The sequence below is a fragment of the Nonomuraea sediminis genome (assembly GCF_018531495.1).
Classification (GTDB): Bacteria; Actinomycetota; Actinomycetes; order Streptosporangiales; family Streptosporangiaceae; genus Nonomuraea; species Nonomuraea sediminis.
In genome coordinates, this window is sequence record NZ_JAHDTI010000002.1 from 653557 (window position 1) to 669357 (window position 15801).

Below are 15801 nucleotides of genomic sequence, written 5' to 3' on the forward strand. Positions count from 1 at the left end.
TCTCGGGGGACGGGCTACAAGCTCGACAATGCGCCAATGCCGGTAGCAGTCCGGCCGCCGCGCGGTCTGCATCCAAGGCCGACGTTCCTATCGAGAAGACCTTTGCTCGAGAGCCTTGAGCATCCGTGCGAGATCGGCCCGGGAGCTCACCCCCAGCTTGGGGAAGATCCGGTGCAGGTGGGTGCCGACAGTGCGGTGCGAAAGGTACAGCCGTTGCCCGATCTCCCGGTTCGTCAACCCCTCGGACGCCAGCTGCGCGATGTTCAGCTCGTGCGGGGTGAGCTTTTCCCGCGCGTCCGGGTCCCGGTTCGGGCTCGACTCCCCCGCACTGCGTAGCTCCCCTCGTGCGCGCTCGCCCCAGGCGGCCATGCCGAGCGCGTCGAAGGTCTCCCTGGCCGTACGCAAGTGCGCCCGGGATTCCGCGGCCCGGCGCTGCCGCCGCAACCATTCGCCGAACGCCAGCTGGAGGCGTCCACGTTCGGCGGGCCACCCGGTCAGGTCCGCCCGCAGCGCGGCCGTGAACAGCTCCTCCGCCTCCTCGTTCGGGGCGAGCACAGCGCGCGCGTAGCGCAACCCGATGTGCAGCGCCGGCGACGGCGTCGATACGGCCAGAGGCTCCAGGCCGTGCAGGATGTCCCGCATGGTGTCGGTCCGCCCGGCTCGTACGGCGGCCTCGGTGAGCTCCGCGAGGAAGTATGCACGCAGGGCCAGCTGGTAGGCGGGGTCCGCAGGATCGAGAATCCTGCTCAGCGCGGCGAACGCGTCGTCGAAGCGCCCCTCGCTCAAGGCCGCGAGCCCACGCGCGAGCTGTACGGTGGCCAGCACGGGCCGGGCACCGGCGGGAAGGGCGACCCGTTCGGCCTCGTCGGCGAGCGTTCCGGCCTGCCCGTGGTAGCCCCGCAACGCGGCGATCTCGGCCTGGACGGCCGTGGCCAGGCCGTACATGAACGGCTGCCCGGTCTCCTGGGCGAGCTTCGCGGCCTCTGCCGCAACGGGGACGGCCGCGGTCAGGTCACCGAGCCGGGTACGGCTCCACGCCTGAACGGCCAGCGCCCGGGCAAGCAGCCCGAGCCGCCCCTCAGCACGCAGGCCGGGCGCGGCAGCCGCGGAGAAGCGAGCAGCCAGGTCGAACGCCCCGACCTGCAGGGCCGCACTACCCAGGTAGCGATCGGTCTCCGGCGCGACACCGGCCACACCCGCCAGTTCGCGCAGCCGTTCAAGCGTGAAGCCGCCCCGCTCGAACGGCGCGACATACGCGGCGACCGCGACCATGAGCGGATCGTCCGCAGGAACGGGCAGCCGATCGGCCACGCCCAGCAGCGAGCGGCGCGCGGCCGGACCCGGTTCGGACCAGAAGCACCGCATGGCGGCGCCCCACAGGATCCGTACGGCCGGCTCCACCTCCCCGTCGGCGGCCACCGACGCGGCGAGCTCAGCCAGCTCGGCCACGCGGGAGACGTCCTCGCGCACCCCGTCCTCGAACCCGCTGAGCAACCAGGCGGCAGTGGCCCGCCGGCGCGGCGCGAGTTCGAGGGCTTGCGCGTCGCGCACCAGACGCTCGGCCGTGGCGCGGCTGCCGGACTCGACCGCGAGCTCGGCCGCTCTCAGCAACCTGAGCGCCTTGCGGTCCTGCCCCTCGCTCAGCCGGGCCGCCTGCTCCAGCGCCGCGATCGCGGCGGCGACCCCGCCCCTGTGCCGGGCCCGGTCGGCCGCGCTGTCCAGCTCGGCCGCCACGCCCTCGTCGGCTCCGGCTGTCGCGGCGGCCCGGTGCCAGGCCCGCCGGTCAGGCTGTTCGTGCAGCGTCTCAGCGAGAGCCAGGTGGGCCTGCCGTCGTACGGCGAGCGTCGAAGCCGCCGCGATGGCCGACCGCATCAAGGGATGACGGAACGTCACCGTGCCGATGGCAAGCTCGATCAACCGGACCTCGGCGGCCGGTGCGAGGATCTCCGGCTCGACCACCGACCCCAGGATCAGGCTCGTGGCCGCGAGCGTCTCGGAGACCGAATCGCTCTGGTTGAGCGCCGCGACCAGCAGGGCAGTACGGGCCGGAGTCGGCAGGCCGCCTACCCGCGCGGTGAACGCCCGCTCAAGGCGCTCGCTCAACGGCAGCACCGAACCCAGACCACCCAGGCCATCGCTCAGCGACGGCACCGGATCCAGCCCGCCCTGGCTCAGCGACAGCACCGGGCCCAGCGCGTCCAGGCGATCGCTCGGCGACGGCACCGGGCTGAGGCCGCTGTGGTGTCCCAGGGCGGCAGGCAGCTCGGTCAGCGCCAGCGGGTTCCCGGCGGACTCCTCCAGCAGCCGGGCCCGCACCGCTGAGGCGAGGTCGGGGGCGATCGAGTCCAGGAGCTCGGCGGCAACCTCGTCGGAGAGCCGGTCAACGAGCATCGGGGACAGCCCGGCGTCCTGCACGGGCGAACGCTCGCCGTACCGGAGCGTCGCGACCATGACGATGGGCTCGGACTCGATCCGGCGCGCCACGAAGGCGAGGACGTCGGCGCTGGCGCGATCGAGCCAGTGCACATCCTCGGCGACAACCAGCAACGGCCGTACGGCTGCCGCCTCGGCCAACAGGGTCAGCGTGGCCAGACCGACGAGGTAGGCACTGGGTTCGGCCCCTTCGGCCAAGCCCAACGCACTGCGCAGGGCGTCACCCTGCGGTGCCGGCAGCGCGCCCACCCCTGCCCGGACCGGGTACAGCAGTTGATGCAACCCGGCGTAGGGAAGGTTCTGCTCGGCCTCCACACCGGTCGTCGTCAGCACACGCAGGCCCGCGACCGCTGCCGCAGACACGGCCTCCGCCACCAGCGCCGACTTCCCGATGCCGACCTCCCCCCGGATGAGAACGCCGCTGCCGTCTCCGGGGTCGTCGACGAGCTCGGCCAGAGCCTTCAGCTCGGCTTCCCGTCCGAAAAGCGGCATGGTGCGGCACTCCTACTTCGGTGTCCCCGGCTGTCTCCCCCAGCCCTGCCGCGACCCTACCTAAAGCACCGGATACGACATTTCACCAGCGTGTGCGGAATGCACATCGTCAATATTTCGTCCTGCTGGCGTGACCTTCTCGGGCAAACCAAATGCCCTCTCAAGGCCGCTGGATGCGAATGTCACTGCCTGCGTCTCTCACGGCTGGGCGTCGCTCTTGCCGCCAAATCCCGCAAAGCGGTGCCGGGGCCTCAACAGGGTTCCCGGGCGGCTCAGGGGGTCACGACCTTCAGGTCGCCCGAGTCACTGGTCAGGCTGATCGAACGCTGCGCCGAGGGATCATGGGTCGCGGTGACCTTCTTGCCGCCCGAGTCCGTCCTGGTGACGATGTTGTACGGGCCCTGGGGGACGTGCACGACGCTCGCGCCCGAATCCGTCGACGTTTCCACCTTGTCGGGCGCGCCGGTGAAGACGAGCGTGATGTCGCCCGAGTCGGTCGCCGCGACGGCCTGCTTGCCGGTCAACCCGCTCGCGTCGATCTCCCCGGAGTCGGTTTTCGCCTCGACGTCCCCCGACAGCGTCTTCAGCGTCACCTTCCCCGAGTCGGTGGTGGCCTTGACGCGCAGCCCCCTGGGCACCTCCACCTTGTAGCTCACCTCGCAGTTCAAGATGGCCAGGCCGTGCGGGCACGTGAACTTCAGGGTCAGCGTGTCGCCTTGCACGTCGTGGCTGGCGGCAGGCCGCTCCCCGCGCCAGCTGAGACTCTCGGTCACGTGGATGCCCTGCCGGTCGGACCCGACCACCTCGACGGTGCCCGAGTCGGCCTCGACCTGGAGCCCAGCCACCTTGTCGGCGACATCGTAGGACGCCTTGTCCTGGTTGTTGGTCCCGCCGAGTCCACACCCCGTCAACATGGCCCCGAGCCCCAGCAGACTCGCGATCACGATCGTTCTCTTCGCATCCATGGCAGCCAAGTCTTCCGTGGCCCGCGCGAATCAGCCTCAGGGAGGTCCCTGAACCACCCCTGAGGCCCGCCTTGGCGAGACTGTGCGGTGTCTCTCTTTCGGTGGTGACGGAGAGTCAAGCTAGGAGGATGCGGTAGCGGAGCAGCGAGAAGCCGGCTCGGCCGCGGTCAGTGGGGACGGGCTCCCCAGTGGGACAACGATCGAGACGGGCTCCCACTTGTCGATCTCTGTGCAAGACGTGGCACCAGCGCGATTTGGCCCCACCTCGTCGCACAGAAATGACCGGGCTTTCGCTGCTTCCTGCCGCGACGCCGGCGAGCAGCTCCAGGCCGCGCCGGACCAGGGCCGATCCGACGCCTTGCCGCTGGTATTCGGGTGCCACGGCCAGCGGGCTGAGAACCTGCACCTGGACCAGCCGCCGTGGCGCGTCGAGCAGGCCGGGGGTGAACATGATGTGGCCGATGACCCGTCCGGCGTTCTCGGCCACCAGCGAGATGCCCGTGTCAGGTGTGATCGTGCCCCGCAGGGTATCCACGAGTTCGCCCACGACGGCTCCGTGGTCACCGAACGCCTGCAGATGCACCATCCGCACGGATTCTCGGTCGCCCGGTTGCTCACCGCGAAGATTCATTTCCCGGACAGTAGAGCACCGGTCCGTAGCGAGCATCTGAATTTCGAGACGACCGCGTCGAGGACCGTGTGACGGGCAGTCCGCGGCCCATCGCGGACCAGTAGCGGCGGGGGCGTTGACGGAGGTTGCACGGTCTCGGTGTCCAGGACCACCGCGCTGGGATCCTCGGCCCGGCCCACCCGCACGCGCAGCCGGTCGGCTTCTGCCTGGGCGGCGCTTTCCCGCTCGGCCAGGCACTGGAGGAACTCGCGCATCCGCGCCCCCGGCTATGCCGCTGTCTGGCGGGGATGGCGCCAGGTCTGTTCGCCGCTCGTCGATGAACGCCCGCTCAAGACGCTCGCTCAACGGCAGCACCGGACCCAGACCGCCAAGACGATCGCTCAGCGACGGCACCGGGCCGGGGCCGCCATGGTGTCCCAGGGCCGCAGGCAGCTCGGTCAGCGCCAGCGGGTTCCCGGCGGACTCCTCCAGCAACCGCGCCCGCACCGCTGAGGCGAGGTCGGGCGCGATCGAGCCCAGGAGCTCGGCGGCAACCTCGTCGGAGAGCCGGTCAACAGGCATCAGGGACAGCCCGGCGTCCTGCACAGGCGAACGCTCGCCGTACCGGAGCGTCGCAACCCTACCGAAAGCGCCGGATACGACATTTCACCAGCGTGGCCGGAACGCATGTCGGGCCAGGTAGCCCCAGAGCCACGAGCCGACCTGGTGCAACGTAAGCGGAACCGCTAACGGAGTCAGCCGTGTGGGCAACATGCCCAGAACAGCGAAGGCTCGCCAGGTCAGTGGCTTATTTCGTCAAGGAAGCGAAGGTAGGGCAGGACAGCAACCGCGGCGATCAGAATTACCATGCTCATTCCGACCCCGATAAAGGTCCAGACGTTGAACCAACGAAAGCCGAGCGAAAGAAGTGCTAGCACTTCCCCGAAGCAGAACACCGTGCCGAACCGAAATGATCCACGGGCTAGCTCACCCCTGGTCGGACCGGGCAACTTCCGCTGCTCTCCTCCCTTAGCCCGCTGATTCTCCATGAGCTTCGCACGCAGTTGCAGGAGGAACCCAACCTCCACAGTCAATGCGATCATCAAGGTCGGCAGAACCTGTGCAGCCGTCGCATAGAACGTCTCCGTTCCCATACCAGGTATTTCGCGATCAGCCCGAACAACGTTCCACGGCCCTGTTGGACGCGAAACCTTGGACGTCACCTTGCAGGTAGCGAAACAATCGAACTCCCGCGCAAGGTCCCCCAGGACAGGAGATGCCGTGACAGGCACCGCCAGCGACGTCGATAACGCCCGCCCTGACCTCCTGCTCGGCGCGGAACTCCGAAGCATCTTCGAGAGCAGCCCAGTCCCTCTGAACAAGATCGCACGACTCGCAGGGGTATCCCAAGATCGGCTCGAAGGCTTCCTCGATGGGAGCATCATCCCGGTCAAGGGCGAGCTGCCCAACCTGCTGAACGCCCTCGGAATGTCCGTTTCGGACGACGACTTCTCCTATGAGGGATGGGAGGTGGCGCGGCAGATCTCCGCAAGGTACAGGAGTGAACGCAAACGCGGGGTCGACCTAGGTCTTAACACGACGAACATCCTGTTCCTGAATGCGTTCAACAGTGCCTTGAACGGCTACCTGACGTGGTCGCCCCCCGGCATACCCGGCACCGAGGAGTTTCGGGAGCTCCTGAACGATCTCGCCTTTTCGCCTCGCGCGAGGCGAGCCTGGATCATGGCGCACAGCATCGCCGAGTCCATCAATGAGCAGCAGGCGCATCGCAGAGCGCAATCTCAAGTGCGCTACGAGACCAGATCATCCACGAGGGACCTTCCTAGGTACGTCATATCTGAACGCGCCAGGCACGAGATCGACATTGAGGAGGTTGATCGCGCCCACCTTCTGAACACCAAGGCAGACAGCTCACCGGTCACCATCTACCTCAACGACCACGATGCTGACCGCCTGGCCGGGGCGAGCATCGAGGTGGAGCGCGCGGTACGGGCATGGCTTGAAGCCAAGGGCAAGGAGATCATCTACGAGGGGCGTCCGGTCACCGGCTCCTGGTGGAAGGCACTCGTGGCTAGGGCGAAGAACCCTACCGAGGAGGACATCCACAAAGGGGCGAAGCTCGTCGCTCGGACCGCGAGCCTCTACGGGTTGGACACCCGCCAGGCCGAGGTGGACAAGATGCAGGCGGAGGCGTTCGCCGCGGTCATGAAGGCACTGGAGGGGGTCGACCAAGCGGTCATCCACTCGGGAACGCTGCTCGTCGTCAAGAACGGCCCGCTGGTGATTCGGCGTGAGCTGAGTCAGCTTGACGTGGAGAACTTGCGCCTCCATCCCATCCTGACCACTCGGCCGGCCACCATCCTCCAGGAGCTGGAAGCCCTCGCCTACCAGCAGGCCGCACTGGAGCTCGCCGAGCGGCCTCCCCAGCCCGAACAGCACCTCCGCTAAGGCCCCCTACGCGCACCTGGGCCCCGCCTTTTCACGCGATAGATCCACAGCGGCAGCCAAACGAACAGCCCCTGCGCTGGCGGACATGCTGGCGTGACCTTGGGCGCCGATGAGCGCCCCAACTAGTATGGACTGGCAAGTCCAGTCTGGAGGGTGGTCATGCGGTCGCTGACCCGTAAGGGGGCCGCGACGCGGCAGCGCATTCTTGAGGGTGCGGCGGCGTACATCCGCGAGTACGGCGTGGCCAACATGACGCTCGACGATGTGCTGGCCAGGACGGCGACGAGTAAGAGCCAGCTCTTCCACTACTTCCCGGACGGCCGGGAGGAGTTGCTGCTGGCCGTGGCCCGCATGGAGGCCGATCGGGTGCTGGAGGATCAGCGGCCCCAGCTCGGCGAGCTCACCTCCTGGCCTGCCTGGCAAGCGTGGCGCGACACGGTCGTCGACCGGTACCGGCGGCAGGGGCGTCTGTGCCCGCTCAACTCCGTCACGTCACAGCTGGGCATCCAAACGCCCGGCGCCCAGGCCGTGGTCACCGAGCTGATGCATCGCTGGCAGGCTGAGATCGCCACCGGTGTGCGGCACATGCAGGATGCCGGCGAGATCGACCCGGGTCTGGACCCCGACCGCGCGGCGGCCGCCCTGCTCGCCGGCATCCAGGGCGGTGTACTGATCCAAATGTCCACCGGCGAGACCGAACATCTGGAAGCCGCCCTGGACTTGGGCATCGCCTACCTGCGCGCCGGCAGGCCTTAAGGTCCGGCTCGCCGTACGGCCTGTTTGTGCTCACCACACCTGGGCGAAGCAGGCGAGGGCGACGGCCATCAGAAGCACGGCCACCGACAGAACCCTCAGGTGATTCGATCTGGGCATCAGGATCCTCCCTTCCGTTGTGAAGCCCGCCGAGGAACGGCGGCGTGTCAGACGGCGGTCGCCCGGATGGTGACGGGGATGTTGCCGCGAGTGGCCTTGGAGTAGGGGCAAAGCTGGTGAGCGGCTGCGCCGAGTTCCTCGGCGGTCTGCTGGTCCACGCCGCCCAGCTCGAGGTTGAGCACGGCGGCGAGGCCGAACTGGCCGTCGTCGCCGTGGTTCAGGGTCACCTCGGCCGCGATGCTCGTGCTCGTGAGCCGCACCTTGCGCTGCGCCGCCGCCCTTCTCACCGCGCCGAGGAAGCAGGCGCCCCAGCCGGCGGCGAGCAACTGCTCGGGGTTCGTGGCGTCCCCGGCTCCGCCCAGCTCCTTGGGGATGGCGAGGGTGGTGTCGAGGAGACCGTCGTCGGCCATGACGCGGCCCCCGTTGCGACCCTCTCCTGTCACGGTGACGACCGCGGTGTAGCTGGCAGCCATGGCAGTTCCTTCCCAAGGATTCCGAACGGGCACATCCATCAAGCGTCACCCGTCTAACTGGTGACGATGCTTGCAGCAACATTCGTCACCTGTCAAGCAGGTGACGATCGGCTCAAGTTTGGACTTGACAGTCCATTTTTGGCTGCGCAAGCTGACGAGCGTTCGTCCCAATCCGATTGCGAACGGAGTGGCACCCTCATGCACTACTACCTGCTCGGACGTTCCGGACTGCGCGTCAGCCGGCTGGCACTGGGCACGATGAATTTCGGCACCGGCGGCTTCCACGCCGCGTACGGCAAGACCGAGGAGGAGGCCCGCCCGATCTTCCGCCGCTATCTCGAAGCGGGCGGGAACCTCATCGACACCGCGGATTTCTACACCGCCGGCGAGAGCGAGACCATCCTCGGCAACCTCATCGCGGAAGCCAAGGTGCGCGACAAGGTGGTGCTCACCACCAAGTTCACCAACAGCGTCGCCCCCGGGGATCCGAACGCTGGTGGCAACGGCCGCAAGCACATGATCAGAGCGGTCGAGGCGTCACTGCGCCGCCTGCGCACCGACCACATCGACCTGTTCCTGCTGCACACCTGGGACCGGATCACTCCTGTCGAGGAGGTCATGCGGACCTTCGACGACCTCACCAGGGCAGGAAAGATCCGCTACGCGGGCCTGTCCGACGTGCCCAGCTGGTACGGCGCGCGGGCCCAGACCCTTGCCGAGGCCCACTCGCTCGCCCCGGTGGTCAGCCTGCAACTGCCCTACTCCCTCATCGACCGGACGATCGAGCTGGAGCACGTCGCCATGGGGCAGAGCCTGGGACTCGGCATCACCGCCTGGAGCCCGCTCGGCGGCGGCTTCCTCACCGGCAAGTACCGGAGCGCCGACCAGGGCTTGGCCGGAGACGGCCGGCTCAGCGGCGCGGGCTCCCACGGGCGCTCGTGGACGGAGCGGGACTGGCGGCTGCTTGCGACCGTCGAGAGCGTGGCCGACAAGCTCGGCGTGACGATGGCCCAGGTCGCGCTCAACTGGGTCGCCACCCAGCCCGGGGTCGCCTCGGCGATCGTGGGGGCGAGCAGCGCGGACCAGCTCGACGCCAACCTGGCGGCTCTCGACTTCGAGCTGCCTGCCGAGCTGCGCGCCGAGCTCGACGAGGCGAGTTCCGTGCCGCCCCCGTCGGTGTACCAGATGTTCACGCCGGGCTATCAGAGCTGGCTGGTCAGTCCGGGCGTCAAGGTCGGGGACAAGCCGACCGGGTACGCCCCCGCCGTACAGAACTGGACACCCGAAAGCAACGATTGACGGACCAGGCGTATACGCCGAGGCCGGGCACACACAGGGCTGCCGGAGAAAGAGCCTCCTGAGCAGCCATGCCATGGCGCGTATACGCAGCGTCAACCGATTGCATGCAGGCGGTGCCTAGGGTCGGATCGGGGCCGACTTGCCTGAGGCCAAGTCTGCCCGGCCGCGCCGTACGCAAAGGAGACCCATGAACCCACCACCGCGCAGTCAGCGCGCCTGCAGGGTGCCGGCGCCGCGCAGCAGCGTGTCGACCACGACGTCGGCGGCCTGCGCGGCGCTCAGCTCGGACAGGTCCTCGGCGGCGTGTTCCATCAGCGGGGACAGGACCGTGGCCACCCAGCCGGGCGGCAGGTCGGAGCGCAGCAGGCCCTCGTCGGTGGCGCGCCGCAAGAAGGCGTCGACCTCGTCGATCAGGCGGCCGCGTCGCTCGCGGAGAGTCGCCTCGCGGAGCATGCGGCTCGTCTCCACGGGCCAGGTGCGGTTGACGGCGATGATGCCTTCGACGTAGCGATGCAGTGCGACCGCGACCGGGGCCTCGCGTAGCCTGGCGCCCTCGATGGCCTCCTCGACCGCGTCGTAGCGTGCTGTGTAGACGGCGGCCATGAGGTCTTCGCGGGAGGCGAAGCGGCGGTAGACCGTGCGGCGGTCCACTCCCGCCGCGGCGGCGATGGCGGCGATGGTCGCCGAGGGGTCGTCGGCGAGCATGCGGGCGCCCGTGCTCAGTACGCGTTCCAGGTTGCGTGTCGCGTCTGCTCTCACTCGCCCAAGATACCCCCGTCACGTGTCACATGAAGCAGCTTCATGCCACATCAATGGGAAAGTTATATTTCTAAGCGCTACTCTTGTGAGGCAGTTAGCGCGACCTGAAGGAGTGGGGGGAAGCGTGGCAATGGTGGGCCGGGATGGCGTCCAAAGGGAACTGTCCGCGTTCATGACGGCCGCCGGGGGGCAGGCCCTCATCCTCAGAGGCGAGACCGGGGTCGGCAAGAGCGCCCTGCTCGACCACGTGGCCGGCCTCGCGGCCCAGGAGAACCACCGGGTGATCCGCGCCGCCGGGGTCGAGGCGGAGGCGGAGCTGCCCTTCGCCGGCCTGCACCAGCTGCTGTACTCGCTGCTGCCCCACGCGGCCGGGCTCGACGAAGGCCACCGTGCCGTCTTCGACGTCGTCTTCGGGCTGCGCGAGGGCAAGGCGCCGTCGGTCATGTCCGTCGGTATCGCCGTCCTCGACCTGTTGTCCTTGGCGGCGTCGGAGAAACCGCTGCTGCTGTTGCTCGACGACGGTCAGTGGATGGACGCCTCCAGCGCCGAGGTGTGCGGGTTCGTGGGGCGCCGCCTCGTCGGCAGCTCCGTGAAGATGCTCATCGCCGTACGGTCCGACGTCGGCTCGCGGTTCGACACGGCCGCGCTTCCCGAGCTCCCGGTGGCGGCCCTGTCGGAGGAGGCCGCCGGGCAACTGCTGGACCTGCGCCATCCACAGCTCGACCTGCGGATCCGGCACATCGTCCTGGATCACGCCATGGGCAACCCCCTGGCGCTTTTGGAGCTGCCTGCCTACCTGAACGACGGCCCGGCCGAGGGATTCGGCAACATCCCGCTGTCGCGCCGTCTGCAGCACGTCTACGGCATCCGCATCGAACGCCTGCCCGGCCCCGTACGCGAGGAACTGCTGCGCGGCGCCCTCGACGGCGTTGGGGCGGGACTGGGCGGAAACCGCGCCCGTTATCGCATGCGCGAGGCCGACGAAGCGATCGCGGCGGGCCTCCTGGACACCGACCCCGCTACCGGCGACCTCGTCTTCCGGCACCCGCTGATCCGCACCACCGTCGTCCAGCTGGCGACCCCCAACCAGCGTCGCGCGGCACACGCCGAGCTCGCCGGGGTGCATCGCCACGACGTCGAGCGGCGCGCCCGCCACCTGGCGGCCTCGATCGTGGACCCCGACGAGGAGGTGGCGGCCGCGCTGGAGGCCGCGGCCGACTCGGCGACCCGGCGCGGCGGCGCGGTCGCGGCCGTGGCCTGGCTCACCCGCGCGGCGGAGCTGAGCGAGACCCCTGCCGACCGCTCCAGGCGGTTCGGCGACGCCGCCTTCATCGCCGGACATGCCGCGCTCCTGGACCAGGCGCAGAAACTCGTCCGCTCGGACCTGCCGGGCGCGAGCGAGTCCCCCGCCACGGTCGTCACCTCGGCGTACGTGGCCCTGTACGAGGACGGCGACGTACGCTCCGCGCATCGCCACGTCGCGGCGGCGATCGAGAACCTGCCGGAAGACGGCGAGACACTCTCCCGGCTGGTGAACGTGCTGCTGGCCATCAGCCAGTACGCCGGCGACGCCGCGCTGTGGGACCGCACCGAGCAGCTCATTGACTCTCTGGGAGACCGGGTCGACACCCGCTCGGCGATCTACCGCGACGCGTGGAGCGACGTCGTCCGTCACGGCGCGGGCGTGCACGAGCGCGTCGAGCGCGCCTTCGCCGACGTCTCGGAGCTGGAACCGTGGGACGTCTCGCGCCTGGCCGTCGCCGCCTACCACGTCGACACGCTCAGCCAGTACCGTCCCTACCTGCAGCGGGCCGTCGACCGTGAGGTGGAGACCGGCGCCGTGGCCAGCGGCATGACCATGCTGCACCTGATCATGCTCGACCAGCTGGCCGCCGGCGAGTGGGACGACGCAGAGAAGACGGGAGAACGCGCGCTGGAGCTGACCACGTCCCGCGGGAACGCGCTGTTCACCCACCACACCCACGCCTACCTCGGGCTCCTGGCCGCCATGCGCGGCCAGGTCGAACGAGCCCGGGAGTCGCAGGCCGTCCTGGACGCCTGGGCCCGCCCGCGCGGCGTGGGATTCCTGACCCAGATCGCCGACGCCATCGGCACGGCAGCGGCCCTGAGCGAGGGCGACTACGAAGCCGCCTACCTGTACGCCATCGGCATCACGCCGCCGGGATCGTTCGAGCGCTACGCCCACCAGGCCTCCCGCACGCTGCTCGACCTGGTCGAGGCCGCCGTGCACACCGGGCGCCTGGAGCAGGCCCGCCGCCATGCCCGGGCCGCCTACGACGCCGGCCTGCCCGGCGTCTCCCCTCGGCTGGCCCTCATCACGTACGGTGCCCTGGCGATGACGGCCGCCGAGGAGAAGGAGGCCGAGGACATGTACGCCCGGGCCGAGGCCCACCCGGGCTTCCCGTTCGAGCTGGCGCGCATCCGCCTGGCCCACGGCGTCCGGCTCAGGCACACCCAGGGGCCCAAGGCCGCACGGCCCGTCCTGCTCCGCGCCGCCGAGTCCTTCGAACGGCTCGGCGCCGAAGGCTGGGCCGAACGTGCCCAGGCCGAGCTGCGCGCCTCAGGGGCGCCCGCCCGCGCCTCGCTGTCGTACCTGACCGCGCTGACCTGGCAGGAACGCCGCATCGCCGAGCTGGCCGCGAGCGGGCTGACGAACAAGGAGATCGGCGAACGGATGCACCTGTCGCCGCGCACCGTCAGCTCCCATCTCTACCGCGTCTTCCCGAAACTGGGCATCACCACGCGCGCCGCGCTGCGCGACGCGCTGGGCAAGTCCGGCGACGTGTGACCCCCTACCGGATCCCTCTCTCGGCGAGCCAGACCAGCACGTAGTCGGCGACCGCCCGCCAGCCGCTGTCGACGACCAGCGAATGGGCCCGGTCAGGGAACTGCTTGAGGCTGCTGACGGCCGTCGAGTCGCCGTACAGCTTGTACACGGCCCGGGTGACGTGGTCGGGCACCAGCCGGTCCTCCTGTCCCGAGATCAGCAGCAGCGGGCCGCGGCCGGTGTTGCCGTGGTCCACGCCCTGTACGGCGCCGCCGCCTCCCAGCTCGGCCAGCAGCCGGGGCGACCCGGGGACGACGTGGCGCTCGAACAGCTCGGCCGACTCCTGCTCGGTGACCGCGTTGGCGAACAGCCGCCGGAACGTCCCGGCGTCCATCGACACCGGCCACCGCTCTCCGGGCGCCGGAGCGGGGGCGATGGCGACCGCGGCACTGCCCGCGTTCGTGCCGAGGAGGTGCTGCGCGATGAGCCCGCCCACCGAATGGCCGACGATCACGGGCGGGGTGTCGAAGGAACGGACGATGCGCGCGTAGTGATCCGTGAGCGCGTCGAGCCCCAGCTCGTGGAGCGTCTCGGGATGCCTGCGGGCCTCGCCTACCGTTGCGGGTTCTCCCGGCCAGCCCGGCGCGCGGGCGGCGAACCCGAAACTGGAGAAGCGCTCGTTCCATGACTCCCACGACGACGCGTGCAGCCACGCGCCATGGATGAAGACGACGGGAGTGGGGTTCACGGATCCTCCGGAAAGGCTCAGAGCCAGGTCTGATCAAGGATCGTCCGGATGCGCCTGGGCGGGAACAGTCGAATGACTCAATGTTCCTGTCCGCCTCGCGCCGCTGGTCCGGCGCGGTTTGCTGGGTCTGGCCGTCATCTGACTGATGTGTCGGATTCCTCTGCCCGAAACAGTAAGAAATGCCGCATTTCTTGTGACACGACACAGAGGACTCCACATGATCAACAGGCGCACCTTCGGCAAGGCCGTCGGTTTGACCGTCGCCTCGGTGGCGGGCTTGCGGGCGCTCCCTGCCGCCGCCACCACACGCGGGGCAACCCCGACGTTGCCTGCGGTCACGCCCGGCACGCACACGTCCTTCGCCTCGCTGAAGCAGGTCAAGGCCGGGCTGCTGGACATCGGTTACGCCGAGGCGGGACCGGCTCACGGGCCCGTGGTCATCTGCCTGCACGGCTGGCCGTACGACATCCACAGCTTTGTGGACGTCGTACCGCTGCTGGCGGCGCAGGGCTACCGGGTGATCGTTCCCTATCTGCGCGGTCACGGCACGACGCGGTTCCTGTCCTCGCAGACGTTCCGCAACGCCCAGCAGTCGGCGATCGCGCTCGACATCATCGCCCTGATGGACGCCCTCAAGATCGAAAAGGCGGTTCTCGCCGGCTTCGACTGGGGGTCGAGGACCGCCGACATCATCGCGGCCCTGTGGCCGCAGCGGTGCAAGGCGCTGGTGTCGGTGAGCGGCTACCTCATCACCAACCGCGAGGCCAACCTCGAGCCGCTGCCGCCGAAGGCCGAATACTCCTGGTGGTACCAGTACTACTTCGCCACCGATCGGGGCCGGAAGGCCATGGAGAACAAGGACAAGCGCCACGACCTGACCCGGCTGGTCTGGGACACCGTCTCCCCGACGTGGGACTTCGACGACGCCACCTTCGAGCGCACGGCCGCGGCCTTCGAGAACCCCGACTACTCCGCCATCGTGATCCACAACTACCGGTGGCGGCTGAGCCTGGCCGACGGGGAGCGCCGTTACGACGGTCTGGAGAAGCGGCTCGCCGTACGGCCGGCCATCACGGTACCGACCATCACCCTCGACGCCGAGCGCGACCCCTTCACGGCACCGCCGGGCGACGGCTCGTCGTACCGCAGCATGTTCACCGGCGCCTACGAGCACCGCACCCTGGAGGGCATCGGCCACAACCTGCCGCAGGAGGCGCCCACGGCCTTCGCCCAGGCCGTCGTCGACGTGGACCGCTTCTGACGAACCCGCGATACCAAGACAGCCTGCCGGATGTGATCCGGCAGGCTGTCTTGTGCGTTCGTGGCCGATTGCCGTCAGACGGTCTGCGTCCGCGGCCGGCGGGCACGCCAGGCCAGCAGCCCGGCCTGGATGATGAAGAACACGCCGCCGCCGGTGGCGTAGACCGACAGCACGTCGAGCGAGGCATCGTCCCCGAAGGCCTGGATGTTGTAGAAGATGCCCACGAGGAACGACAGGCCGCCCGCGATCAGGATCGGCCACTGCTTGCCCAGCTCCGGACCGCGCCGCCGGAGCCCGACCACTACCTGCGCCGCGCCGGAGACGACGGCCCAGGCGCCGAACACGTGCAGCACCGGCGCCACCCCGCCCATCCCCGCCAGGCCGACGCCGACGGCGGCCAGGGTGCTGAGCACCGCGTTGAACTGCGTCAGGCGACGCTCCGACCCGTCAGGGAGCGCACGCAGGTCGATCAGCGACGACACCGCGTCGATCAGCGGATAGACGACCAGCAGGGCGATCGCGAGGGCGTCGATGGGGTCATGTGCCACGGCGAACACGGCGGCCCAGGCCACGGCCAGGACTCCACGGCCCAGGTACAGCTTCAGCAGGGGTGACGCTTTCATGATGGTGG

At 69.3% G+C, this 15801-nt stretch carries 14 protein-coding genes; 6 read left to right on the forward strand and 8 right to left on the reverse strand.

Annotated features, from left to right (window positions below):
* Positions 1-87 precede the first annotated feature (87 nt).
* The 3 genes from KIK09_RS11085 to KIK09_RS11095 all read right to left on the reverse strand — a co-directional run bounded on the left by KIK09_RS11085 (position 88) and on the right by KIK09_RS11095 (position 4476).
* A complete protein-coding gene (locus tag KIK09_RS11085; RefSeq protein ID WP_214318657.1) occupies positions 88-2925 on the reverse strand; it encodes a helix-turn-helix transcriptional regulator in 2838 nt (945 codons plus the stop codon).
* 272 nt (positions 2926-3197) lie between these two features.
* Positions 3198-3890, reverse strand: coding sequence for a DUF4097 family beta strand repeat-containing protein (locus KIK09_RS11090; protein ID WP_214318659.1), 693 nt, complete (start codon positions 3888-3890; stop codon positions 3198-3200).
* Positions 3891-4005: 115 nt separating this feature from the next.
* The gene (locus tag KIK09_RS11095) at positions 4006-4476 is read right to left on the reverse strand and encodes a GNAT family N-acetyltransferase (RefSeq protein WP_214318661.1); all 471 of its coding nucleotides are present in this window, start codon (positions 4474-4476) and stop codon (positions 4006-4008) included.
* 183 nt (positions 4477-4659) lie between these two features.
* Between KIK09_RS11095 and KIK09_RS11100 the strand changes: the two genes are divergently transcribed.
* On the forward strand, positions 4660-5013 hold the full coding sequence (locus tag KIK09_RS11100) for a hypothetical protein (protein ID WP_214318663.1): 354 nt from the start codon (positions 4660-4662) through the stop codon (positions 5011-5013).
* A 287-nt stretch (positions 5014-5300) separates the two neighbouring features.
* Here KIK09_RS11100 and KIK09_RS11105 read toward each other — a convergent pair whose 3' ends face one another.
* Positions 5301-5654 (reverse strand): hypothetical protein, encoded by a 354-nt coding sequence (locus tag KIK09_RS11105; RefSeq protein WP_214318665.1) that lies wholly within the window; start codon positions 5652-5654, stop codon positions 5301-5303.
* Between the two features lie 127 nt (positions 5655-5781).
* Here KIK09_RS11105 and KIK09_RS11110 point away from each other — a divergent pair, with 127 nt between their 5' ends.
* Together KIK09_RS11110 and KIK09_RS11115 are read left to right on the forward strand one after the other, a co-directional pair.
* Positions 5782-6969 (forward strand): hypothetical protein, encoded by a 1188-nt coding sequence (locus KIK09_RS11110; RefSeq protein WP_214318672.1) that lies wholly within the window; start codon positions 5782-5784, stop codon positions 6967-6969.
* Positions 6970-7128: 159 nt separating this feature from the next.
* Positions 7129-7725, forward strand: a complete 597-nt coding sequence (locus tag KIK09_RS11115; protein WP_214318673.1) for a TetR/AcrR family transcriptional regulator — start codon at positions 7129-7131, stop codon at positions 7723-7725.
* 164 nt (positions 7726-7889) lie between these two features.
* On the opposite strand, the gene KIK09_RS11120 is transcribed toward KIK09_RS11115, so the two are convergent.
* On the reverse strand, positions 7890-8315 hold the full coding sequence (locus tag KIK09_RS11120) for an organic hydroperoxide resistance protein (protein WP_214318674.1): 426 nt from the start codon (positions 8313-8315) through the stop codon (positions 7890-7892).
* Positions 8316-8513: 198 nt separating this feature from the next.
* Here KIK09_RS11120 and KIK09_RS11125 point away from each other — a divergent pair, with 198 nt between their 5' ends.
* Positions 8514-9614 (forward strand): aldo/keto reductase, encoded by a 1101-nt coding sequence (locus KIK09_RS11125; RefSeq protein WP_214318675.1) that lies wholly within the window; start codon positions 8514-8516, stop codon positions 9612-9614.
* A gap of 207 nt (positions 9615-9821) precedes the next feature.
* Here the strand turns inward: KIK09_RS11125 and KIK09_RS11130 are convergent, their stop codons facing one another.
* Positions 9822-10373, reverse strand: coding sequence for a TetR/AcrR family transcriptional regulator (locus KIK09_RS11130; protein WP_214318676.1), 552 nt, complete (start codon positions 10371-10373; stop codon positions 9822-9824).
* A 130-nt stretch (positions 10374-10503) separates the two neighbouring features.
* Between KIK09_RS11130 and KIK09_RS11135 the strand changes: the two genes are divergently transcribed.
* Entirely contained in the window at positions 10504-13182 is a 2679-nt protein-coding gene (locus KIK09_RS11135) for a helix-turn-helix transcriptional regulator (RefSeq protein WP_275956116.1), read from the forward strand.
* Positions 13183-13186: 4 nt separating this feature from the next.
* Here KIK09_RS11135 and KIK09_RS11140 read toward each other — a convergent pair whose 3' ends face one another.
* Complete coding sequence (locus KIK09_RS11140) at positions 13187-13909, reverse strand: alpha/beta hydrolase (RefSeq protein ID WP_214318678.1); 723 nt, start codon at positions 13907-13909, stop codon at positions 13187-13189.
* Between the two features lie 217 nt (positions 13910-14126).
* Here KIK09_RS11140 and KIK09_RS11145 point away from each other — a divergent pair, with 217 nt between their 5' ends.
* Positions 14127-15170, forward strand: a complete 1044-nt coding sequence (locus KIK09_RS11145) for an alpha/beta fold hydrolase (protein WP_214318679.1) — start codon at positions 14127-14129, stop codon at positions 15168-15170.
* 74 nt (positions 15171-15244) lie between these two features.
* Here KIK09_RS11145 and KIK09_RS11150 read toward each other — a convergent pair whose 3' ends face one another.
* Positions 15245-15793, reverse strand: a complete 549-nt coding sequence (locus KIK09_RS11150) for a hypothetical protein (RefSeq protein ID WP_214318680.1) — start codon at positions 15791-15793, stop codon at positions 15245-15247.
* Positions 15794-15801 lie beyond the last annotated feature (8 nt).